Below are 24,121 nucleotides of genomic sequence, written 5' to 3'. Positions count from 1 at the left end.
GTATGTATTCTAAGATAGGCGGTATGGTGGGAGCGATCGCTATTTTATTAAGTAATGGTAGTGCCATCGCTGAAGATACACAAAGATATATCACTGTAGGGCATGATAAATTAGGAAACAGTGTAGCTCTGGATACGGAAACTATAAAAGGCACTACATACAAGCTTTACGGAATGTATGGTGATGGCATCTTTGAGACTACATTCGATGCTTCGTGCAAAGAATCGCGGCTTTTTCGGAATCGCATTGCCATTTATGGGTCAGAGGGACAGCTACTTCAAGAGGATCGAGAAAAAGGAGAAATACCTTTTGTAGCTAATTCTTCACCAGGCAAAGGAATGCAAATTGTTTGTCAAAAAATTGGTGCAGATGGTTGGTAGGTTAAGTAGGGAGTGGGAAGTGGGGAATGCCCCATGCCCAATCCCAGTGCCCAGGTAGAAAATACTAAGGACAAAACAACGTGTCACGCGTATCTCGTCCTGTAATCGGATTAGTCCCTTTGGCAAGTTTGCACAATTTTTTTTGCTCATCGGGACGTAGCAGCGTATCGGTAAAATCTGCTCCGTCAATGATTGCACCATCAAATCTGGCGTTAGCAGCAAAAGCACCTTCCAACAGTGCATTTGTCAAATTTGCTCTGACTAAACGAGCCGAGTCTAAAGTGGCATTTCTCAAATCAGAACCTTCCAAATTCGCAGACTCTAAATTTGCTGCAAAGAAACTGACACCGTTCAAATTAGCTCGGCTGAAGTTGCTCTGGCGAAGATTTGCTTTAGTAAAGCTAGAGTCTGTTAAATCACGTCCTGAAAAATCGGCCTCAACCAAAATTTCCTTATTATATTCGAGTGCCAGAGCGGTTGGAGCAAAACCGACCGTTGCGGTGATGCTAACTATTCCCCAAATGAATAAGCTAAGTATACTTACCCAAATGTGATGGTTTTTTTTACGCTTAAACCCCAACTCAGTGCTGGATGAGTCGAGTATAGAACCCGCTGTGCGTAGGCGTAGCCCGTCGCAGGCATCGCTTAACCTAGAATTCACAGAATTCATGATATTTTATAGTCAATGGCTAACCTTCCTCCATCTCATTATCCAGATATTGGTCATCTAGGAGAAGACCTAGTAGCCCAATGGTTGCAATCTACAGGTTGGGTAATTCTCCATCGTTGCTTTTCTAGCCGCTGGGGAGAAATCGATATTATTGCTGAATATGATGGACAAACTGGGGAAAAACTCCTTACTCAGCACTCATTATTGGCATTTGTTGAAGTCAAAACCCGCAGTTCAGGTAGTTGGGATGCCGGGGGAAGAAGCGCAATCACCCCACAAAAGCAAGCAAAAATTTGGCGTACAGCTGGAATATTTTTAGCCCAGTACCCTGAGAAGGCAGATTATTCTTGTAGGTTTGATGTTGCTATTGTCTACTGCCAAAAAATATCAAAAAATCTGACTGGGGTTACAGGAAATCAGGAAGCTCTAGCTACTTCATCAGTAGACGGATATAAGCTTAAGCTGCAAGAATACATTCCAGCAGCTTTCGACTCTTTAATTGATAATGGTTAATCGGTAATCGATAAAATATCTTAATTACCAATGACCAATAATTTTGTAGTGGCGTTACAACCAAATAGTCATCACGCCAAAGTTTCTGGACAGTAACCTAAGCCCCGGACAAACTGCTGCCGGAACGCTTCAATTTCGTCTCTTTCTGGGCTACCATGAGAAACGATCGCTACTTGATAGCGACGCATCACATCCACAGGGCACTGTCCGGCTTCCAAACTCCAAAGTGCCATTTGCACCCTCATTGGCGGTTCGTAGCTAATTCCTAATTCATTTAGAAAAGCCCGAAAGTCGCCATCTTCTTGGGGCGAGACTTGACCTTTGAGTTTGATCCTAACCACCCAGCCATCAATTTGATGAATTACGGTGACGAACGAAACTGGTGTCTGGGGTCTAGCGTGGAGGTGTTGAACGACCCTCAGGGTTAGACTGGCATTTGCCAGATAGTACAAGTATTCCATGTTTGTTGGTGCTTGGGATCAAAGCCAATCCTACATATCTATATTCGTCAATAAGTGCCTGTTCCCGGTAGGGTAAAAGCCCCCGTTTTTAGATGGGGAGGTTTACCCAATTTTTATGTTAATTTTTCCGTGTTACTTAATAGTAACAATCTTATAGCCTAGCGGCAAAACTGAGCGAAAATGCCTTAAAGTTCCTTTAGAAGGTAAAACTTAACTCAACCTTTTTAAGAGAGTATAAATACTAAATAAACCAAAAACTAGTACAAGTCAATTTGAAAGATACATCTCGTCCACAAGCAAAAGATTTTGAATTAGATTGCTCGGTAGCTGGCTATGACTACGAACTACCTCCAGTACTCATTGCCCAAAACCCAGCAGTTCCTAGAGATAGCTCACGGTTACTGGTGATTAATTCTCCGACTACAGGCATCGAAGCAGCACCTCTACACCATATTTTCCATGATTTACCTGCACTGCTGCGCTCTGGTGATTTGTTGGTTATGAACAATACAAGAGTCATTCCAGCGCGGCTTTATGGTCATAAATCCACTGGTGCGAAAATCCAGGTGTTGCTATTGGAAGAACGGCAGCATAACTGTTGGCTAGCTTTAGTTAAGCCAGGAAAAAGCTTCAAACTGGGAGCGAAGATTATTTTTGAACCAAGGCAATTAGGGATTCGGGATTATAAAGATTCTTCGCCAATCCCCAGCGATGCACTGAGCCTGTCGTTCGCGGAGCGTCTCGTAGAGAAGTGTCCCCAACTCACCGCTACAGTTCTAGAAACAGACGCAGCAACGGGGGGGCGTTTATTGCAATTTGATGTGCCAGAGGGCAAGACTTTGGTGCAGCTGTTAGAGGTTTTTGGTGAAGTACCGTTACCACCGTACATCACTGCCTCAGAAGCTGCTGATGAGCAGTATCAGACAGTTTATGCTAAACAGCCAGGAGCGATCGCAGCTCCGACGGCAGGATTACACTTTACCCCAGAATTATTACAAAAGTTGCGCGATCGCCAAATCAATCAAGCTTTTGTGACGCTGCACGTTGGTGTCGGCACATTTCGCCCTGTGGAAGTGGAGGATGTAACTACCCATCAGATGCATGAAGAATGGATTGAAGTTCCTGCCGCTACAGTAGAGCAAATCCGCGCCACGAAAGCTGCTGGCGGTCGAATTATTGCTGTGGGAACAACGGCAGTACGGGCTTTAGAAGGGGCGGCTCAATCGGGTAATTTACAACCATTTTGCGGAAAAACAGACTTGTTTATTTATCCCGGCTACCAATGGCGGGTGGTAGATGGTTTGATTACTAATTTTCACTTACCGCGTTCTAGTTTGTTGATGTTGGTAAGTGCCCTAATTGGCAGACAACGATTATTGAATATATACAACGAAGCGATCGCTTTTGGATATCGCTTTTATTCATTCGGTGATGCCATGCTAATTTTGCCGTCAGCTGTGGGAGTGGGGAGTGGGGAGAGACGCGATTAATCGCGTCTGTACAAGAGTTAGGAGTTAAAAGTTGGAAATTGGGAATTTTTTCTTTCGTGGTGGGTACTCTGACTTATAAGAGGTTAAAAATAAGTACAGGTCTGCTATTAATGTCTGAAAAATACCTATTTTCTCATTGGTTAAATTTATTTTGTCAGGTAACACTCGGTGGCTGTTCTGCATTTTTGCTCTTGGCTGCACCGACAATTACTAATTTCCCAGTTAGCAAGCTGCTGGCAGAAACTGCAATTTCTCAGGATCTCGAAGCAGCTAGCTTTTTCCAGCAGGGAGTTACGCGCTATAACCGCCAAGACTTACAAGGTGCAGAATATGGCTTTCGCCAAGCGTTGCAGCGAGATCCTAACCTTGGGGCGGCACGAAATTATCTGGGTAATATATTTATGGAGCAAAATCGCCTGGATGTAGCTTTGCAAGAATTTACAGAGGCGATAAAAGTTAATCCCAATTCTAGCGAAGCTTATTACAACTTAGGGTTAGTCTTGCACCGACAAGGAGAAAAAGATGCAGCAATTACCGCTTATCGCCAGAGCTTGGTGATAGATTCCACAAGGGTGGCAGCGCTGTATAATCTGGGTTTGTTGCTATATGAACAAGGAAAGTTAGAGGAAGCGATCGCTGCATACCAGCAAGCAATTAATCTAGATAGCAGTAATGCCAATGCTTATCTTAACTTAGCGATCGCCTTGCAACAACAAGGTCAAATCGAGCCTGCGATCGCCAATTATCGCCAAGCTTTGAAGCTAGATCCTAAAAATGCCACAGCCTACAGCAATATGGCAAATTTGCTAGCAATGCATGGTCAAGCTCCTGAGGCTATTTCTGTTTATCGGCAAGCTATTCGCCTAAATCCTAAAAGCGCCTCAGCTTACTATAACTTGGGAGTAACTTTATATAATCAAGGCGAGTTCAAAAAAGCCAGTGGAGTCTTGCAACGCGCTCATAATGAATATCGCGAGCAAGGTAACATTGAACAAGCCCAGAAAATTGAGCAGTTAATGCAGCAAATTGCTCAGAAAACTGGGCAACAGCAACCTCAAGCTAGTCAAACAGCTACTCCTTCTCAGAGTTCAGATTCTACAGTACAAACACCTGAGCCACAGACGGCAAATCAACCAGAAACGCCCGCGAACCCTGGCGATGTACCTGTCTCAGTTGAACCACAATCCACTTCAACAAGTCCCGGACAATAAAAAACTCAGAGTTAAGGCGATTTGCCCTCATCCCTCAACCTCTTCTCCCAAAATTGGGAGAAGAGGAGCGAATTTCAAAGTCCCTCTCCCAAGCTTGGGAGAGGGATTTAGGGTGAGGGCTTTTGATTCATGCAATAAGTCTATTCTCTACTGGAGGTTAGTTTTGAGTAAAAGTTGCACACGGCATAACTCCTAACTTTTTTAAATCGGCAAACGATTAATATCTTTATTGCAACCAATAACAACCATTGCTGAACCACGCTCTAAACGCTTGCTAGCGTCAGGATTAATTTGAAATTTTCCATCCTGGCTTACTGCTAGCAAATTTAAACCGTAGCGGTTACGAAGTTGCAGTTCAGTGATGGTTTTGCCGTGAAATTCATCAGGCACAATCAACTCTACAATACTATTATCTGGGTCGAGGTCAAACCGATCTAGAATTGCTGGTTTCGTAAGAGTACGCGCTAGGGCACAACCCGCTTCATACTCAGGAAAAACAACATGATCTGCTCCTACTCGCCGCAACAGTTTACGGTGAACTTCACTAGAAGCTTTAGCAACTACGTGAGGTACACCAGCCTCTTTCACATTTAGGGTGGTTATGATACTTTCTTGAACGTAGTTGCCAATCGCTACAATTACAGTATCAAATTCAAAAATTCCAGCTTCTTTGAGTGCAGCTGGTTCTGTAGAGTCTAGTTGCAAAGCATGACCAACTATTCCCTCAGTTAATGCTTCTGAAACTCGTTTTTCATCAATATCTGTTGCCAGCACTTGATAACCAAAATTGTGCAGTGTGTAACAGACAGACCTTCCAAAACGACCTAACCCAATTACAGCAAATTGTTGGTTATCTTTACGTAAACTGCGAAAAAAACTTAATGATGACAGATTCACGCTTTTTATCCTTATAATGGCTCCCTGTATTTAGGGCAAAAAACGGTTATACCGCTTGAATTAAAATTTTTATTTTTGCCTTCCAATGTATATTTTATCAGTTTGGGCATTGGTTATTCTTTCTCACCCATTCCCTATTCTGTCTCCCTAACTATCCCACGAGTAAATTTTCTTCAGGATAGTGAATTCTAGTAGGACGCGGATCTCCTAGTACGGCAGACATTAGTAGCAAAACACCTACTCTGCCAACATACATCGTGACAATTAAGATCAGCTTTGCCGCTGTAGAGATAGTTCCTGTAATGCCTGTAGAAAGCCCCACCGTGGCGAAGGCTGATACCACTTCAAACAAAATTTGAATAAAATCTAATGTTGGATCTGTGAGGCTAATTAAAATGGTGGCGAAAATCACGGTCGCTACCGAGCCTACTAACACACCTACAGCTTTCAAAATTAAAGTTATTGCTATCTTGCGATCGTACAACAAAACTTCTTCTTTGCCCCGAAGAATCGTTTTTGTACAACTGGTTAGAACTCTCAAAGTTGTTGTTTTCATCCCTCCTCCTGTCCCACCTGGACTTGCACCAATAAACATTAGTGCAATCGTAATAAATAGACCAGCCGTAGTCATTTTGCTAATATCGATGGTGTTAAAACCAGCAGTTCTAGGAGTAACTGATTGAAACCAAGCTACTAATATCTGGTCGCGTAAATTTAGAGAGCCAAATGTTTCAGGGTTTCTGATTTCTATACAGAAAAAGGCTATTATTCCGATGAGTAATAATATAATGGTTGTACTGGTTGCAACTTTGAAATCCAGAGTAAATACTTGGGTTTGAATTTTTTTGAGGATGCGATCGCGCAACCAAAGATACATTTCCAAAATTACCTGATAGCCAATTCCTCCAAAGATAATCAACATAGAGATGGTAAAGACTACTAAAAAGGATGATTGATAGCCAATTAAGTTATCTTTAAATAAACTAAACCCAGCATTGTTCCAAGCATTGATGCTATGAAAAATCGCCAGCCAAAGTCCTTGACTCCACCCATACTCTGGAACAAAAGCTGGTAGAAGTAAGAAAACTCCGGTAAGTTCAAAAATTAAAGTTGTGGCAATAATTGAACGGATAACTTGGGAGCTACCACTCATCCCTGGACGGTCTAAAGCTTGTTGAATGGCGATTTTTTGCCGCATATCAAACTTACGACCAATGAGCAAAATTAGAAATGTGGTGGTTGTCATGTAGCCCAATCCGCCAATCTGAGCTAATAGGGCAATAAATAACTGGCCCCAAAAGGAAAAATAAGTACCAGGATCGACTACTGATAAACCTGTGACACAAACTGCGGATGTGGAGGTAAATAGTGCCACAATCAGGTTATTCCATGTACCATCGCTAGTTGAAAAAGGCATCATCAATAGGATAGTACCAACAGCAATGACAGCCAGAAACCCCAAACAAATTGTGCGAGCGACAGTCATAATTAATTCAAAATTCAAAAAGTCAGATTTAAAATGGCTTGCCAGATGCTTTAAGCTGTAGCCCAATTTGGGAGAATTGACATAAATTCGACTCAGTAAAGTTTATTAAGGTAAAACTGAGAAATTTTTCCCAGGAGGATAAATCTTGGTTAACCTTCCCTGGAAGTAAAAATACCCTTATTTAATTAAAAACATACATGGTAGCCTACCTGTATGTTTTTTTTTGAATTCTACTTCGTCTCAATACTACTTTTTTCATGAGTGCAACACTTTACCAGCAAATTCAGCAGTTCTACGATGCTTCCTCTGGTCTGTGGGAACAGATTTGGGGCGAACATATGCACCACGGCTACTACGGTGTCGATGGCAGCCAGAAAAAAGACCGTCGTCAAGCTCAAATTGATTTAATCGAGGAACTGCTCAATTGGGCGGGGGTACAAGCAGCAGAAAATATCCTCGATGTCGGTTGTGGCATTGGCGGCAGTTCTTTATACCTAGCTGAAAAGTTTAATGCTAAGGCTACAGGGATTACTTTGAGTCCTGTGCAAGCTGCCAGAGCAACGGAACGCGCAATGGAAGCAAATTTGAGTCTGAAAACTCAGTTTCAGGTCACTAATGCTCAAGCAATGCCCTTTGCTGATAATTCTTTTGACTTGGTTTGGTCGCTAGAAAGCGGCGAACATATGCCAGATAAAACTAAGTTTCTCCAAGAGTGTTATCGGGTGTTGAAACCTGGTGGCAAGTTAATTATGGTGACTTGGTGTCATCGACCGACCGATAAGTTACCACTGACGCCGGATGAAGAAAAGCATTTGCAGGATATTTATCGGGTGTATTGTTTGCCTTATGTGATTTCTTTACCAGAATATGAAGCGATCGCACGTCAACTTCCATTAAACAATATTCGCACCGCCGATTGGTCAACCGCCGTCGCCCCCTTTTGGAATGTAGTCATTGATTCGGCGTTTACTCCCCAAGCACTTTGGGGCTTACTCAATGCCGGTTGGACTACCATTCAAGGGGCGTTATCACTGGGGTTGATGCGTCGCGGTTATGAGCGTGGGTTAGTTCGGTTTGGTTTATTGTGCGGTAATAAGTAGAAAAGTTATTTGGGAGAAAACCGCGCTGTTTCACCACAGCGCGATCGCACTACAATTTAAAAAATTCAATGACGGCTAATATCTACCTTCAGAAACCTTACTTTGCTGTGAAATTGCCTATAATGCCACCAGCTTCGAGTTTCTCTCGATCACACGATTATCATTTTCACTCAAATTAATTTGAGTATCTTAACTCATTGACAAAAGACGCTTTTTATCGAACATAATTCAGAAGTCAGAATTCAGTTGGGTATTCTGTATGACTGGCGGATAGCGACGCGGAAAGCGAGTCTTCGTTCGCTTTTAGCGTCTCGTCGAGAGCGTCTGAATAACCGGAGTTTTTGCACCCCCACCATATCGTATATTTGGTGGTGCAACAATTAAGTGGCGGGTCTGAATCCCCGACTGATAGCGTAGCGGTAGCGTTCGCGCAGCGTCTCGTAGAGAGGAACGAGCGTCAAGATTGCTGAATTCTGCATTCTGCATTCTTCTTCAATAAAGAATCACGGATGCACTTGTAGATAGAGACGTTGTATTGCAACATCTCTACATACTACTGAATCCCACTAATAACCTTAACTAAGAGGAAAGGAATAAGAGTTACAGAGAGTTCTTGCCTAAGTGATAGCTTAGATAAGGGAATTTAGCGTGAATTTCATTCAACGACTGTTACCGAAGCCCCTTCATTAGAAGATGGAGGTATACCGGGTAATTCAAGACAGTATCCAGCACCATACACTGTCTTGATATAGCGGGGATGGCGAGGATCTGGTTCTAGCTTAGTTCTCAAGTGGCGAATATGCACTCGAATCGTTTCTATGTCATCATCAGGATCGTAGCCCCAAACTTCTCTGAGGATTTCGCTGGGAGAAACTGTTTGACCGTGGCGTTGCAGCAAGCAGTGAAGTAACTCAAATTCCAAGTGAGTCAATTTCACCGTCTCATTGAACCATATTGCCTCAAATCTTTCGGGAACGAGGGTTAATGAGCCATAGTTGAGAATCTCACTATGCTTTGCTGCTTGGGGAATCCGGTCAGTCCGCCGCAAAAGTGCCCGCACCCGCGCCAGCAGTTCTTCAACTTCAAAAGGTTTGGTGAGGTAGTCATCTGCGCCAGCATTAAAGCCTTCCACCTTATCCTGAGTTTGGCTCAAAGCCGTCAACATTAACACGGGAATCTCAGAGGTGCGATCGTCTCGGCGCAGGCGTTGGCAAACGGTGAACCCATCTACTCTGGGCAACATTAAATCGAGCATGATCAAGTCTGGTTGTAGCTGGAGAGCCAGCGCTTGACCTTTGATGCCATCTTCAGCTTGACTAACATCGTAGCCAGCCATTTCCAAGTTGACGGCAACTAGTTCTGAAATCGCTGGGTCATCGTCTATGACAAGAATCCTCGGCATTCTTAAAAAATTATTACTACTTATTAAGGATAATTAACAACCTTTGATAGATACAAAGATTTTTGAATCAATGATGAAAAAGTTTTTAAATCTTACATAAATATTAAGATTAAATGACTGTGAAATCAAGACTCAATTACACGAAATCTTATAGTCTATGATGTGTTATACTCCCCCCTACAATCCGTCTTGGTTTTTACAAAACGGTGTGATGATGACTGTATACACCGCTTTGTGGGGAAAACGTAACTGGCAAAGTACTACTAAAGACCCAGAACCGTCTTATCACGAGAAAATCTTCATTGGTGGTCAAGGTGTGCCAATTTTTGGCTTGGTTGCCATCCCGGAAAATGCTCACAGCACGATTATCGGTACTTATGGCATTACCGGAGAATTAAAAACAGAATGGTTTTTGAGAGTGCTAGGACGTAAAGCCTATGCTCAAGGGTATGCTGTGGTGTTATTTGATTGGCGTGCCCACGGGAAAACTGCCGAATTATCCCCGACTCTAACCTCTGATGGTTTGTATGAGGGGGAAGATTTTGTTCGCATTGCCGCCGCTGCGAAGGCAATGGGATGTCCGGGGAAATTTTGGTTTACAGGGTTTTCTTTAGGGGGGCAATTGGCGCTATGGGCGCTGAAGGTGGCTGGTGAGGTGATTAGGGACTATGGAGATTTAGGGCTAGAAGATAGCGATATTGGCGGTGGTATGGTGATTTGTCCAAGTTTGGATTCACAGCGATCGCTATCTTATCTGGTTACAAAGCCCTTTGGCAGATATTTGGAAGCAGGGATTGCCCAAAATTTAAAAAAACTGGCATGGCGGATTCATGATGCTCATCCTGGAAGCCTTGACCCAGAAGCGATTGAACGGGCGAACAGCATTTGGGGTTTTGACAATGAATTGGTAATTAAGCGACTTGGTTTTTCTTCTGTGGAAGCATATTACCAAGCTAGTAGTGCTTTACAAATATTGCCGCAAATCTCAAAACCGACTTTGATTTTATATGCTGCCGATGACCCACTTTTTGACCCAAGTATCATACCGGAATTAGAAGAAGCGTGCGATCGCAATTCCGCAATAGATTTGTTACTCACTCAATACGGCGGTCATGTTGGCTATTTGAGTAGCAAAGAGTGCCAACATCAACTAAAGGATTATGATCCTTGGTGGGCATGGAATCGGGTTTTAGAATGGTTGGAGCAAAACCGAACAGAGTAGTAGTCTGTCAAGAACTAATTGACGGATAAATTCCTTGTAGAGACGGCGATTTATCGCGTCTCTCTAACCGTCAAAATGAATTTGACAAACTAGTAATAGGCGAGGCGATATTCTAGTTGCTAGGATACTCGATGGATGGAGTCGTATTGCTTGGAAGTCCAAAATAGAGAGGATGGCATTGACCCAGAAGCTACCACAATATCATTGGTAAACCAGCAAGAACAGAAGCAATACCTGTCCAGAGAGTAAAACGCGCAATATCTAACTCATCCAAAGCAACGCTCATTTGCCTAATTGCTAATAGCAGCGCTGCTAGTAGCAGTATAAAGAAGGCAAAGTACTCCAAATTTATAATCATTCATCCTCACTATGTTCTAAAAAAAAGTAGTTGTAATAGGTTTTTAACAAGCTTTGGCAAGGGTTTTTTGTTCCAGATTTAACACTTTCTGAGAAAAACTATTTACTACTGAATAGATATCTACTTCAGAACACTTGCAGACATTGGTCGTAGTTCCTTTGAGTAATGCTGTAATAGCTAATGTTGTAGCCAAAATAAAATTTGCGATTCTCTGTCAAGAATTTTAAAGTATGCTCTCTCAGGGGATTTAACGTGGAGTTGAGGAGCGTACATCTAGAGTAATAAATTATAATATTTAGCTGGCAAAAGCAATAGAAGCTACCTGTATTTATGTTTACAGCTAGAGTTAATATCTAACAATACCTATAGCAAATTCTAGGAAAAACACGCGCAGTTGTATATAGTAATGCTAAAGCGTCAAACCAGATCCACCCATAATAATCGTCGTAATTAAACAAACTATTAAATTACAACTCCCTTGACTTTTTAACTCAATGACCGCTTCTAATGATATTTGGCTACCTGCACCCACGGATTTAACTTTGCTACCGGATGAGATTCATGTCTGGCGCATAGACCTTGACCAACCAGAAACAAAACTGCAAAGTTTAGCAGCAACTCTTTCCAGTGACGAAACGGCTCGTGCTGAACGGTTCTATTTTCAGGAACATCGACAGCGTTTCACCGCTGGTCGTGGTAGTCTGCGAACTATATTAGGTAGCTATTTGGGTATCCAGCCTTTACAAGTGCAGTTTAATTATCAGCAGCGTGGCAAACCAGTATTAGCAGATACATTTGCCGATAGTGGACTGGCGTTTAACTTGTCTCACTCCCAAGGTTTGGGTTTGTGTGCGGTGAATTGTACTCGCCCAATTGGTGTAGACCTAGAATATATTCGCCCGATGTCTGATATTGAAGCTCTTGCCAAACGGTTCTTTTTACCGAGAGAATATGAGATGTTGCGATCGCTATCTCCCAACCAACAGCAAGAAGTATTTTTCCGTTACTGGACTTGTAAGGAAGCTTATTTAAAAGCAACTGGAGACGGACTATCCCAGTTAGAGCAAATTGAAGTGTCGCTAACTCCCACAGAACCAGCTAAGTTAGAGATATCTGAAGACTGGAGTCTTTTTGAACTAGTACCTGCTACCAATTATGTTGCTGCTGTTGCTGTAGAGAATTTTGGCTGGAATTTGAAGTGTTGGCAATACTGATTTTGACTAAGCTCATCTCCTGGATGAAACAAGAGAGATATTGTGGACAAATGACTAATGACAAGCAGCTTACTTATCTTCCTGCATATTTCGCACAATTTTTGTCACCAAGTTTCTAGGTACAAATCTGACGCTTTTTGCAAGTATTGCATTGAGTAAACCAGGAATGACAATGGTTTGACCCTTCATTAAGGCACGAAAACCAACTTCAGCTACTGTTCGTGCATCCATCATCCTCTTACCCTTGAGCAACTTAGAGTCAGCCATTCCGGTTCTTTCATGAAAAGCGGATGCGGTTGAGCCTGGGCAAAGAACTGTCACAGTGACACCTGTACCTTCTAATTCATTAGCGATCGCTTCCGAAAAAGATAAGATATAAGCTTTAGTAGCAAAATAAACCGCCATCAAAGGCCCTGGTTGAAAAGCAGCAGCGGAGGCAACGTTTAAAATTTTACCTTCACCTTGCTTGACCATGTGTTTCAGGAATAGCTTAGTTAAATGGGTGAGGCACACCAAGTTTACCTGTAGCATTTCCAGTTCAGTAGCTAGGTCTGTTTCATGAAATAATCCATAGATACCAAATCCGGCATTATTTACCAGCACATCAACATTAATATCGGCTTTTTGCAACTCCGTGAAAATTTCTTCAGGAGCCGTTGATATAGATAAATCCTTAACAATAGCCTTGACAAAAATTCCAAATTTTTTTTGGAATTGAACTGCAATTTCTACAAGCTTTGGCCCGTTTCTGTCTACTAATACCAAATTGTAATCATGAGCAGCAAAAATACATGCTAATTCGTAGCCAATTCCACCGGCTGCCCCAGTAATAAGAGCAGTTTGTTTGCTCTGTCTTTGATGTGTTGTGTTCATGTAAGAATGTTGGTGAATTCAACTTGATGAAGCTGCGTTGCATTTACAGTGATTCTCGCTCTACAATTAAGTACGCGTAATATCTCAACCTACAAGAAATATCTTGAGTTATTACCCTTTCAAATGCTTATGTGATGCATTGGATACATGTAGCAGTCCAAACGCAAATTTAGGACTTATGCATCGAAGAAGTTAGGGCTTAAAGGAGTTCGGTTATTTCAGACTGCTAGCATTTGGCTTTTGATCGCTCACAAAAGCCAGCGCGTAAAATCAAACTTTTATGCCCGACATTAACCATTCTATCCTCAATTGCTTCTGTCAAGGGGTGAATACTAAAAATTTACATGATTGAGCATAAAAAAACAGGGCAATATAATTGCCGCTGTTAGTGTATGAGTTGTTGCTGGCATCTGAAATATTGGCTATTTAGTAGTACTGAGTTTTAAAAAGCTTGGACTAAATAAACTTATTTTTTAGGTTCGTAACGCACCGAAAGTATCCAGGATGGTGCGTTACGTTCCTAACATATCCTACGTAAGTTGTGAATTACTAAGCGAGATTCAAGAAGCCGCTTTGAATCAAGTAGGCGGTATAAGTCATAAACAATTGAGAGTCAATGGGAGGACAAGCAATAGAACTACCTGCTAGTGCATGAAGAGTGTCTTGGCAGCTAATATGAGGTCTTCTAGCTTGCAAGTACAAATCAGGAATAGTCAGTTGTTCATCAGACCAACGTTCCAGCAAAAATGGTCGCAGAGTATATAAAGGATTGTCAGCAGAAGTCACATTATTGATTAACTCTGATTGCCATTTTTCGTAAGGAATCATCTCAACTGAATAACCAAAAGAGCGTATCCACTCAACTAGCATTTTCAAAGCAGCGGGTTGGGGATGTTGTAAATTGAAAGCTTTACCTATAGATTCTTTCTGCCGTGATAGATAAACGATCGCTTTACTTACATAATCCACAGGTGACATATCCAACATATAATCTACATCAGGGAAATATCCCATTTGTAGACAGCCTTTAGTCATCAAATTGATAAAATCATGTGTGTTACAAATGCCTGTTTTGCTATCACCGGAAATCAGTGGTGGTCTGTGGATAGTTACAGGAAGTCCACGGTCACGAGCAATTTTGACTAACTTTTCAGCTACCCATTTAGTTTGTGAGTAACCAAGATAAATACCTTCCCAATGATTGAATTCATCCTGCTCTTTGACAACCTTACCAGCATAAGCAGTGGACTCAAAAACAGCAACACTAGAAACGTAATGTACAGGCTTGACTTTAATTTGACAAGCCAATCTCAAAACTTCTTGAGTGCCTAAAACATTGGCTGCTTTCAGTGCTGAGTATGGAAAAACATAATTCAATAAAGCAGCACTATGATAAATAGTATCAATATTGGCAGCTAAAATTTGAAACTGTTCCGAACCAATCCCTAACAATGGCTGAGATAAATCGCCGACAATCGGAATAATTCTGGAGTTAAATTCTTCCTGCCAAATTGCATACTGTTCCAGATTTTTTTGGAGTTTGCTTTTGCCTTCTTCGGCATTAGCAGCACGCACTAAGCAATAGATATCCGCATTGGTTTCTTGTAGCAATTCCCGGATGATAAAGGCTCCTAAAAAGCCTGTTCCTCCAGTTAAAAAGATGTTCTTGGGTTCACCCACAAGCACATTAGATGCAGCACCAGGATGGATGGTGGGGTCAAGAACAGCCTCAGCACCTAAATCTAGAACAGAGGGTGCAGTGTTGGCATTAGAGGCTACTACCTTTGTATCTTGAACTGGTGAACCTTCTTGCACTTCTTCAGCTAAACGCTGTGAAAGAGCTTCAATATTTGGGTAATGCCACAGAAGCAATGGAGATGGTTGAAATCCGAGCAACTTTTCTAAGTTACTGACTAGAATCATTGCTTGGGCTGAATCCAACCCATAGTTTTCTAAATGTTCTTTGACATCTATTTCATCAGTTGCTACGTCTAGCAACTTAGCTAAGTTAGATACCAAAAATACTTGAATATCGTCTGCTGTGAAAGACTGTTTTATAGTCATTTTTAAATCTCCAACAATGATGTAGAACGAACAGGGTGATACTGACTGTAATAATCGGAAGCTTGCAGTCCTTGAATTTTCAAATTTTGGACACGATACAAAAAGGCTGCACCAGTCATAATTTGATTAGCAACATCAACTACACCACGATTATTTGGTTCAGACAGGTAAGAACCGCGTACCCAGTCATTGAAACCGCCCATTGCCGGGCCACACCAAATTTGATAATCGACTTCTCTACCTTTTTCACCAGAACTAGACCAACGAGAAGATAATCCTAGATACCAGCGGAAAATCAACGCCATTTTCAGTTTAGGATTATTGACTGCTTTCCCAAGTTTCTCAGGATTCTTTTGGGACAAATAAGCCGCAGTTCCTTCCCATACTTCAGCAATAGTTTTGCGAAAAACTTGTTTTTCTAATTTCTCTCTTTCTGCAAGGGGGATGCTTTCAATGGAATCATAAGCGCGATAGAGTTCAAATAATTTCTGCGCTCGCATGGGGAACATTGTACCCCGTTTGAGAACTTGCAATTTGACTCCCATTTCAAACATATCTGCTGCTGGAGCCATTATCATATCAGCCATTTCTGCTTGGGCTAATAACTTTTTGGTATGTTCACAAGCCCCAGATTCAACACATGATTGATTGATTGAGCCAGTCATTATATAAGCAGCACCCATCATAAAGGCTGCTAATGCTGATTGTGGTGTGCCAATTCCCCCAGCTACACCGATTCTAATCGGTGTTTGGTAATGATATTGGGCTTGAATTTCATCTCGCAAGGCAATAATAGAAGGTAACACACAAACCAGGGGACGGTTATCTGTATGACCTCCAGAATCAGCCTCGACGGTAATATCATCAGCCATTGGAACTTTGGCTGCAAGAGTTGCTTGTAACTCAGTAATTAACCCTTGTTCAAGAAGTTCTTTGATTATTCTGGCTGGTGCTGGTTGCAGAAACTTAGTCGCAACTTCTCGGCGAGAAATTTTGGCAATGATTTTATTTTTGATTTCAATTTGATTGGCGCTATTCAATCCCAATCCCGCAATACGGTAATAAACAATGTTGGGGGTCAAGTCGAGAAATGCAGATGCTTCTACTGTTCTCACTTGATATTTGAGGTATAAATCTACAGCGCGGCGTTCAATCGCAGGTTCGTTGGGGCTGTGGATTAGATTAAATGCGTAGGGCCCTTGAGGTAAAGCTTGTTGAATGCGATTGATGGCTGCTTCCAAACGTTCTGGAGTTAAACCACCTGCACCAAAGGAACTCAAAATTTGCTCTTTTCCGAGTGCAATGACCATTTCTTCGGAGGCAATTCCGCCAGCCATTGCGCCGGTAACATAAGCATATTTCACTCCATGAGAGGAGAGAAAATTCGGATCTCCAAATTGTTGAATGCGGATTGGTGCTGCAAATGTTAGCAGTTCTACTTGTGCTGTTGTGCCATTATCACCAGGGGATAAATAACCCTCATTAGTGACACCGATTTTTCCGGCAACTTTCACGATGTAGCAGGGTTTATTTAACACCATCAATTTATCTTTGATGGTTTGTTTCTCAAAAGATACAGTTTCTAAAGAACCTTTCCAAACTTGGTTTTTGTTATGCGACCAAGCGGAGAAGTTAAGACCATTATCGTGTTTACTTAGTACCGTATCTACGGTTGTCACGGTAGTTATCCCTCGGGTTACAAACAATGGATGATATGAAGGGTGTAGACTCTGTTAACGAACCGCAGAGGCGCAGAGGGCACAGAGTAAGAGAGTAATACCAATTCTCTAGGAGATGCACGTAATAATTTTTAAACGAACCGCAAAGGGCGCTAAGGAAGAGAAAGTTGAGAGAGAATTGGTATGAGATATTAAGATTCTTCGTTAAGCAAGTTTTGGGCGCAAGCTAGTTGCAATTGAATTATTTCGCTCATTTGCTGACTGTAATCTTGTCTAGCTTGTAAGAAAGCAGTGTGTGCTTTAGTTATCTTTGAATTATTAGCATTGAGCTTTTGATACTGGGTCTTATTTAAATCGAACATGCTGATGATGCTACTAATTTTTTTAGTGATGACAGGTGGTGAATGAAGAAGCTTTTCCTGCCCAATTGCGCTTGACTCAGAAGATTGTAATTGTTCTCTCGGTTCAAAAACGTTATCAATGATATTTTTCGGTTTTACTTCTTCTGGCTGAGGCAAGATGTTAGGGGAGTAATTTTCTTCTTGGGTTATTTGGTTGGAAGTGTTAAGAGAATCTGTGATTTCAGACTGTTGGAGATTAGGTATGTTTGGATACTGTTTTTTGAAGCGATCGCTCCTAAGATCCCCAGCGAAATCTTCAACAAGTTTACGATTTTCTTCGCTCAAAATTGTAGCTGCGATCGCTTTCCCACCCAAGGTAACTGTTCTCAATGTTGCTTTATTTGAATTAGCGGTTTCTTGGGCTTTGCTATACAGTGGTGATAAATCCACGTTCACCTGATGACTGAGTAGTTTTGCTAATGCTTTCACCATTGAAGCATGGTCATCCATCCCTCTACGATTTAGAGAAACTGTAATGTGTTCTTTGTTGCCAAGAATTTTATCAATCCATCGTGAACAAACACTACCCGCACCCGCTTCTAAAAATATTTTGACCCCATCGCCGTAGACACGATTAACTAATTGCGGAAAATCAAGTTCTTGGCACAATCCTTTGGCGATGTTGTGGGCAATGGTATCGCTATTAAGTGCAACTGGTTGATAATCGGCGGCAGAATAAAACACAATACCAGGGAGATTTTGCGATGGTAAGGTGTTTACCTTCTTGATTTCCTCGAACTGCGATCGCATCGCTTCACAATGTATCACATGGTCGAAGGGAGCGGGGAAAGAATTGCAACCTAAAGTTGTAATCATTCGCTTACAGGCTGCATCTTCACCAGCAATTAATACTTCTTCTGGTGTGTTGATTTGAGTTAAGTAGACACGATTCTCATGTTTCAGGCATTCTCTCACTTGAGATGGAGTAGCCATGAGAACATAGGTATTCCAAAAATTGTTGTTTGGTGAATCGGTTAATCCCCAATATTCACGCACAGCATTTTTCGGCCCAGATAACTTATCGCCAAATAAAGGTGATGAGTTTAAGGTGTTACTTCCGCCCTCAAAATCACTCCAAACCCCTTGGGCAACCATCATACTAGTTTCACCCAAGCTATACCCAAATACAGATTGCGGCTTGACTTTAAAATCATCTCGGAAAATTGCCGTCATGTATCTAGCAAAGGCGATTTCACTTTCAAACATTGCTAGGGAATCATCTAACAATTGCTTTTCGAGAGTTTCTAGTTGCCTGGTTGTCAATTTAGGTAAACTTCTGGGATAAACTAGCTTTTCAACATCGGCAGCCCGGTTGTAGAGATTATTACTTTTTAAATCCTCGAAGACTTTCGGAAATAACCGGAAGACGGTGCGACCAATCCCTATATAAGAATTGACTGCTGCGGGGTAAACGTAAGCAACTGCTCCAGTTTTACCCAATGGTTTCGCTGTGAAATAACTTCCTAGTGGTGTTTGCCAATCTGTGCCGTTTTCAAAGGCATTATTTATACCTTTGCGGGCAGATTCAATTTCTTTGAGTAAATCTTTTGTGTTACGTCCTGTGATTGATAAGACGTATTTTGGATTAGAATGCTGTTGAAAAGTAGCGAATGTTTGGCTGGCGGTAGCAGATAAAGAAGAACTCGCTTCTATGGTATGTTGAAGATTGTTGAGAAGATCGGGGATGGTGGTGCGATCGCTAACTGCGATAGGAAACAGATGAAAAGGCATTTGTTGCAAATATCTGTTGTCGCGCTCCTCTTGGCTGGGTTCTTCCGATAAGATTAAATGGGCGTAACTGCCATCTATACCCATGCTATTAATTGCTGCTATTCTGCGTGTACCGCCTTTATCGACAAACCAAGGTCTTGATTCCATTGCCACATAGAAAGGACTACCTTCCCATACTTGCGGTGTTTTGACACCAGACCATTTGGGGGTGGCGGGAATATACCTGTAATAAAGACAGAGAGCGGTTTTGATTAAGCTAGCAATTCCCGATGCTGTATACGTGTGGCCGATATTGGATTTAACGCTACCTAACGCACAATGCAAACCATTGCCCACTTTCGGATAAGCTTGGAGTAAACCTGTGATTTCCGCTTCATCCTCCTGGGGAACGCCGCTACCGAAGACTTCCACATAGTTAACCTCTGTGGGTTGAATCTCCGCCATCTGGAAGGCTTGTTTGCAGACATTACTGATAGCTGAAGCATCAGGTTTTACCAAAGCGTCACTCAAAGTAGAATTACCTTGTGCAAAACTCATGGCATCAATTACTGCATAGATGCGTTCATTATCTTCCTTAGCAGCTTCGTAGCGCTTGAGGACGACAGCACCCGCACCTTCACCAACCGTCCAGCCATTAGCTTGTTGGTCATAACCCAACGTATTCACACCTGTATTAATTGGGGCAAATTGGCTGCGGAATAAGACATTTTCTACACCACCGGCTAAATCTACCGCACCGACAACCACTGCATCAACTTCTCCCGTAGCGAGTAGCATTTGGGCAACTTCCAACGCCTTGAGGGCAGAATTTTCGCCAGCGCTGATGGTGAATGCAGGGCCAGTGAAATTCCACAAAGCAGAAATCCGGCTTGCCATGATGTTAGCGATGTGACTCACATATTCGCCGATTTCTACAGGTTGGTGAATGCTATCTTTGACAATGGTTTCCAGTTGGGAAAGCTGTTGGGCAGGTAGAGAAATTCCTTGGTTGAGTAAGCCGTCTTTAACTTGCCAAGATAAATTCCATCTTTGCTGTAACTGATGCACAGAGAATTCTGTCTCGGCGGCGATAATCACAGCCACATTGCTGCCCTCCTGTAGTTTCGCATCTTTTACGGCGCGATCGCTAACTTTCAGAAGCAACAATTGTTGTGGATTTAATTTCTCTATCTCATTGGGTGGGATTTTGCACGATAAAGTATCGATTTCAAAATCCTTGATATATGCTCCTAGTGGTGCTTTCACGTCTGTTAAACCGTACTCTTTCAAGATATTTTCTTGATTTTCTATCCCGTGCCATCTTTGAGGCGGTAAGGAAGTAAAATGCTGTGTTCCATCATAAATGCTGCGTTCAAAAGCATCCAAACCATTGCAGTTACCAAAAAAGGCATCCATGCCAACAATGGCGACTTTGGTAGGTGGAACAGGTGGAGTTGGTTCAACAGATTGTGTTGTATTTCCTTGTTCTAAAATCAGATGAGAATTAGTGCCACCAAATCCAAAAGCGCTAATAGCTGCCCGTTTTATTGATGCGTTATTATTCGGCCATGCTGTAGCTGTTCTAACAATTTTGTCGGCAGAAATTGTACCTTTTTCTGATGTTAAAGGTTCCAAAACATTCATGGTTGCTGGAATTACACCATGAGACATACTCAAAATCACTTTAGTCAAGCCAACCATGCCAGCAGCAGTTAACAAGTGACCAGTATTTGCCTTAGCAGAACCCACCAGAGGCGCAGCTTGATGTTGACCAAAAAATGTTTCTATGGAGTTGAATTCGGTTGTATCTCCTAGCAATGTGCCAGTGGCGTGACACTCTAGATAATCGATGCTTTTTGGACTAAAATTTGCTTCCTTGTAGGCTCGTTCAAAAGCTAAGGTTTGTCCTTTAGGATTAGGGCTGAGTAAGTGCTTACCTTTACCATCATTCGATAGTCCATTACCGCAGATAGTGGCGAGAATATTATCACCATCTCTAACGGCATCAGAATATCTCTTTAGCATCACCATCCCAACACCATCGGCGGGAATTAGCCCTCTAGAGGACTTATCTAAGGGGCGGCTAATGCCGTTTTCTGCATACCCTTGAACACCGGAAAATAACATCCGCACGAATAAGGAATCTGCACAACTTATGGCTCCAGCTAACATGACATCAGCTTTATGTGACCATAAGTAATGAGATGCTAGTTTAATCGCATAAAATGATGAAGAACAAGCAGCATCCAGACATAAATTAATCTGAGATAGAGATAGTGCTTGAGCAACGATAGATGCTGGTAAACCAGATATCATCGCATTGTATAAAGACGCTTTAGTTTCACTTGGTAAAGCAGCTAAATCAAATTCTTCATCCTGCAAAAGTTCTCTGACGGCAGGAGTAATAGCTTGCTGGTAAATTGGAGAGAATAATTGATTAGATAGTTTTGTCGGGAATGACAAATTACCTAAAATTACGCCACATTTTGCCAGAACAGTTTGATTACCCCAATAACCACTTTGTTCAATTGCTTGTTTAGCCGCATACAATGACCATTTGAAGGTGTTATCTAAACCAGCAACAAATTCTGATGGTAGATTGTATTCAGATGGATTAAACTCGAAGTTGCGGATGTAACCGCCTTTGAGGGAATAGGTTTTGTCTGGTGTACCTTTGACTGGATTATGAAAGATTGTCGGATCTACTCCGATTTCTTCGACGGTTGCAGAGGATGTCGAATCTTTTTGATTAACGATGTTTTGCCAGTATTCTTCAGGATTTTTAGCATCGGGGAATAGGCATGATAATGCGATGATGGCTATTTTTTCCACGATTTATATGCTCCGAGTTTGGGTATTTAGCAAGAGATGATTAAAAGGCAGGATTTACGCTGTTCCCCAAACTTTGAAGTGGCAAGTTATAGCAATCCTATTTGAGTTGTGAAATTTGCTGTTTTTAATCGAACCACAGAGGCGCAGAGAGCGCAGAGAGAAGAATCAAGAGAGATTTTTACAACTGATTTAGGACTGCTATAGGTGTTGAGTGGTAAAGGAGGATTATTAGCTTCTGAGCATTTTCATTGACCAAATAATGGCATGAGCGCCGAGCATTCGTGAATAGATTTTTCCTTGGCGGTCGTGTATGATAAAGTTTGCGATCGCACTACTTGGTGTCTTAGATTTTACTTCACAAGAAACGTAAAATGTTTCGTTATGTGGTATCATCGCAAACTGTTCAAATTTTTCTACTTTTCCAGGTAAACAACCTTCTTCATGAAAGTGTTGTGTCCAAACCCATAAGGCGTGCATACTCAAGTCAGTTGTGTAAGGATTTACCCATTGCACGGGAAATTGTCCTTGTTGCTGGGGGCTAAGTTCTGGCCAAAGACATTCTGTAGTAATTTTTTCAGGACTGATGTTTAAAACTCTTTTGATTTCTTGAAAACCGGGGCCGTGGAATAATGTAGCCCCACCATTTTGGTAAAAATCTTTTCCTGTAGCGGTGATGATATTATCTTCTTCGAGATTGAGAGATTCATAAGTGGGTACATCTGGGATTTCTAGCTGGAGATTAAGTTGAGCGCTAAAATGAAAATGGATTCTCCCTTCAGGGTTTTTACTCGAAATTTTGGCTTTAAGTTCGATTCTTTCAAGATTAACTTTAGAAATTTCTTCTATTTCTAAAATATGTTCCTTCGCTAATGTCTCATTGAAAGTAATCCCCTTCAAAACTTTAAAATCTTGGTAATTGAACAACCGATAACCAGGATATAATTGTTCAGAAGCATTGATAATCCAGGTCATTGCACAAGTTGCGGGTAAAACTGGAGAACCAGCAATCGTATGATCGTGTAAAAATGGATTAGCCTCCAATGTCATTTGGCGACGAATACGATAGGTTCGTAGTTCTGAATCTAACTCCGCCGCAAGTGGAACTAATGGGCTACCAATAACAACTTGTGCAGTTGCATGATTGGTATTATCTATTTCTCTAACGAGCATTTGCGCCCCGACTGCAATGGGAATTATTTCAATTTTTCGCTCTTGAAAAATCTTCTTTAATTCTGCTGTCACCATCCCACTATCCCAAGCGCCCCAGTTGATAGCGACTACATGACACGAGGGATAACTTTGCTTAAATATATGGGCTGATTTGTTCAGAATTTCATTTGCGATCGCATAATCAGATTGTCCAGGATTTCCGTAAAAGCCTGTTACTGAAGAAAACAAAACTAAATGCTGAAGTTGATTAGGATTGACGCAAGTAAGCAGGTTTTCTAAACCTTGAACTTTGGCGGTGTAAACTTTTTCAAAATCCTCTTCTGTTTTCTTTTCAATTAACTTATCAGCTAAGTTTCCAGCGCCGTGGATGATTCCGGTAATTGGGCCGAGATGTTGCACAGCAGTGGCAAGTTTTTCTTGTAAAGCTTGCGTATCCGTGACATCGACGCTGATATATTCTGCTTTAGCTCCAGTTTTTTCAATTGCTGCAAGAGTCTTTTTAATTTCGCGGCTGGAGGTAATTTTGTTATATATTTTTTGCACATTCATGGGTGTGGGCTTCTCTCCTTGAGAAAGAAGGTTTTCCATGATGCATTTTTTCAATGCGGAGTCATCAGAATTTTGAGCATAATCTGGCTCGGTTTCTAATAGTTCGGAGCGACCGAGGAGGATGAATTTGCAGGGTTGCTGTTGGGCTAATCTGATAGTACACTCAGCCGTAATCCCTTTTGCACCGCCGCTCACGACAAAGACAGATGATGGACTAAGCTGGGCTGTTTGTGTCATAAATCCTCTGGGATTAATTCGTAATTCGTAATGACGCTCGATGACTCGCTAACGCTTCGCTAACGTAATTCGTAATTAAAAGATGCTCTAGAAAGCTGGTTACAAGTTGTTTCCTATCTCTTTCTCGGTGTCCTCTGCGCCTCTGCGGTTTTTTTTAAACGAACCACAGAGACGCAGAGAGCGCAGAGAGAAGAGATGAAGG

General features: G+C 41.8%; 20 protein-coding genes. 7 read left to right on the top strand and 13 right to left on the bottom strand.

All coding sequences use genetic code 11. The annotated features are described in order from the left end of the window. Positions 1-2 precede the first annotated feature (2 nt). Positions 3-380: a hypothetical protein gene (locus CDG76_RS02885; protein ID WP_094347555.1), complete on the top strand. Its 378-nt coding sequence runs from the start codon at positions 3-5 to the stop codon at positions 378-380. Between the two features lie 64 nt (positions 381-444). Here CDG76_RS02885 and CDG76_RS02880 read toward each other — a convergent pair whose 3' ends face one another. Beyond that, positions 445-1,041, bottom strand: coding sequence for a pentapeptide repeat-containing protein (locus CDG76_RS02880; protein ID WP_442946366.1), 597 nt, complete (start codon positions 1,039-1,041; stop codon positions 445-447). A 24-nt stretch (positions 1,042-1,065) separates the two neighbouring features. Between CDG76_RS02880 and CDG76_RS02875 the strand changes: the two genes are divergently transcribed. Further along, positions 1,066-1,563 (top strand): YraN family protein, encoded by a 498-nt coding sequence (locus CDG76_RS02875; RefSeq protein WP_094347554.1) that lies wholly within the window; start codon positions 1,066-1,068, stop codon positions 1,561-1,563. A gap of 71 nt (positions 1,564-1,634) precedes the next feature. On the opposite strand, the gene CDG76_RS02870 is transcribed toward CDG76_RS02875, so the two are convergent. Further along, entirely contained in the window at positions 1,635-2,024 is a 390-nt protein-coding gene (locus CDG76_RS02870) for a hypothetical protein (RefSeq protein ID WP_012412259.1), read from the bottom strand. Positions 2,025-2,296: 272 nt separating this feature from the next. Between CDG76_RS02870 and queA the strand changes: the two genes are divergently transcribed. Further along, on the top strand, positions 2,297-3,514 hold the full coding sequence (gene queA, locus CDG76_RS02865) for a tRNA preQ1(34) S-adenosylmethionine ribosyltransferase-isomerase QueA (RefSeq protein ID WP_442946352.1): 1,218 nt from the start codon (positions 2,297-2,299) through the stop codon (positions 3,512-3,514). A 110-nt stretch (positions 3,515-3,624) separates the two neighbouring features. Beyond that, positions 3,625-4,725 (top strand): tetratricopeptide repeat protein, encoded by a 1,101-nt coding sequence (locus tag CDG76_RS02860; RefSeq protein ID WP_094347552.1) that lies wholly within the window; start codon positions 3,625-3,627, stop codon positions 4,723-4,725. Positions 4,726-4,926: 201 nt separating this feature from the next. On the opposite strand, the gene CDG76_RS02855 is transcribed toward CDG76_RS02860, so the two are convergent. Together CDG76_RS02855 and CDG76_RS02850 are read right to left on the bottom strand one after the other, a co-directional pair. Continuing rightward, the gene (locus CDG76_RS02855; protein ID WP_094347551.1) at positions 4,927-5,622 is read right to left on the bottom strand and encodes a potassium channel family protein; all 696 of its coding nucleotides are present in this window, start codon (positions 5,620-5,622) and stop codon (positions 4,927-4,929) included. Between the two features lie 151 nt (positions 5,623-5,773). Beyond that, positions 5,774-7,108 carry a TrkH family potassium uptake protein gene (locus tag CDG76_RS02850; RefSeq protein ID WP_094347550.1) on the bottom strand — a complete coding sequence of 445 codons (1,335 nt, stop codon included), beginning with the start codon at positions 7,106-7,108 and terminating at the stop codon, positions 5,774-5,776. A gap of 257 nt (positions 7,109-7,365) precedes the next feature. Between CDG76_RS02850 and CDG76_RS02845 the strand changes: the two genes are divergently transcribed. After that, the gene (locus tag CDG76_RS02845; RefSeq protein ID WP_094347549.1) at positions 7,366-8,208 is read left to right on the top strand and encodes a methyltransferase domain-containing protein; all 843 of its coding nucleotides are present in this window, start codon (positions 7,366-7,368) and stop codon (positions 8,206-8,208) included. Between the two features lie 303 nt (positions 8,209-8,511). Here the strand turns inward: CDG76_RS02845 and CDG76_RS35760 are convergent, their stop codons facing one another. Both CDG76_RS35760 and CDG76_RS02840 read right to left on the bottom strand, forming a co-directional pair. After that, positions 8,512-8,694: a hypothetical protein gene (locus CDG76_RS35760; protein ID WP_143854010.1), complete on the bottom strand. Its 183-nt coding sequence runs from the start codon at positions 8,692-8,694 to the stop codon at positions 8,512-8,514. 169 nt (positions 8,695-8,863) lie between these two features. Next, positions 8,864-9,610, bottom strand: coding sequence for a response regulator transcription factor (locus CDG76_RS02840; RefSeq protein ID WP_094347548.1), 747 nt, complete (start codon positions 9,608-9,610; stop codon positions 8,864-8,866). Between the two features lie 157 nt (positions 9,611-9,767). Here CDG76_RS02840 and CDG76_RS02835 point away from each other — a divergent pair, with 157 nt between their 5' ends. Then, positions 9,768-10,832: a YheT family hydrolase gene (locus CDG76_RS02835; RefSeq protein ID WP_094347547.1), complete on the top strand. Its 1,065-nt coding sequence runs from the start codon at positions 9,768-9,770 to the stop codon at positions 10,830-10,832. A gap of 190 nt (positions 10,833-11,022) precedes the next feature. Here the strand turns inward: CDG76_RS02835 and CDG76_RS36970 are convergent, their stop codons facing one another. Together CDG76_RS36970 and CDG76_RS36965 are read right to left on the bottom strand one after the other, a co-directional pair. Continuing rightward, complete coding sequence (locus tag CDG76_RS36970) at positions 11,023-11,190, bottom strand: hypothetical protein (RefSeq protein ID WP_180277755.1); 168 nt, start codon at positions 11,188-11,190, stop codon at positions 11,023-11,025. A 43-nt stretch (positions 11,191-11,233) separates the two neighbouring features. After that, a complete protein-coding gene (locus tag CDG76_RS36965) occupies positions 11,234-11,383 on the bottom strand; it encodes a hypothetical protein (RefSeq protein ID WP_190240736.1) in 150 nt (49 codons plus the stop codon). A 301-nt stretch (positions 11,384-11,684) separates the two neighbouring features. On the opposite strand from CDG76_RS36965, the gene hetI reads away from it, so the two are divergent. Beyond that, on the top strand, positions 11,685-12,404 hold the full coding sequence (gene hetI, locus CDG76_RS02830; RefSeq protein ID WP_094347546.1) for a 4'-phosphopantetheinyl transferase HetI: 720 nt from the start codon (positions 11,685-11,687) through the stop codon (positions 12,402-12,404). Between the two features lie 69 nt (positions 12,405-12,473). Here the strand turns inward: hetI and CDG76_RS02825 are convergent, their stop codons facing one another. The 5 genes from CDG76_RS02825 to CDG76_RS02805 all read right to left on the bottom strand — a co-directional run bounded on the left by CDG76_RS02825 (position 12,474) and on the right by CDG76_RS02805 (position 23,919). Beyond that, positions 12,474-13,277, bottom strand: a complete 804-nt coding sequence (locus tag CDG76_RS02825; protein ID WP_094347545.1) for an SDR family NAD(P)-dependent oxidoreductase — start codon at positions 13,275-13,277, stop codon at positions 12,474-12,476. A gap of 549 nt (positions 13,278-13,826) precedes the next feature. Further along, entirely contained in the window at positions 13,827-15,341 is a 1,515-nt protein-coding gene (locus CDG76_RS02820) for a thioester reductase domain-containing protein (protein WP_094347544.1), read from the bottom strand. Between the two features lie 2 nt (positions 15,342-15,343). After that, complete coding sequence (locus CDG76_RS02815) at positions 15,344-17,020, bottom strand: PfaD family polyunsaturated fatty acid/polyketide biosynthesis protein (protein ID WP_094347543.1); 1,677 nt, start codon at positions 17,018-17,020, stop codon at positions 15,344-15,346. Between the two features lie 191 nt (positions 17,021-17,211). Continuing rightward, complete coding sequence (locus tag CDG76_RS02810; protein ID WP_094347542.1) at positions 17,212-21,963, bottom strand: PfaB family protein; 4,752 nt, start codon at positions 21,961-21,963, stop codon at positions 17,212-17,214. 228 nt (positions 21,964-22,191) lie between these two features. Continuing rightward, on the bottom strand, positions 22,192-23,919 hold the full coding sequence (locus CDG76_RS02805; RefSeq protein WP_094347541.1) for an SDR family NAD(P)-dependent oxidoreductase: 1,728 nt from the start codon (positions 23,917-23,919) through the stop codon (positions 22,192-22,194). Positions 23,920-24,121 lie beyond the last annotated feature (202 nt).

This window comes from Nostoc sp. 'Peltigera membranacea cyanobiont' 210A (genome assembly GCF_002246015.1).
Taxonomy (GTDB): domain Bacteria; phylum Cyanobacteriota; class Cyanobacteriia; order Cyanobacteriales; family Nostocaceae; genus Nostoc.
The sequence above is the reverse complement of the archived record's forward strand: the minus strand, read 5'-3'. Positions and strand labels throughout refer to the sequence as shown.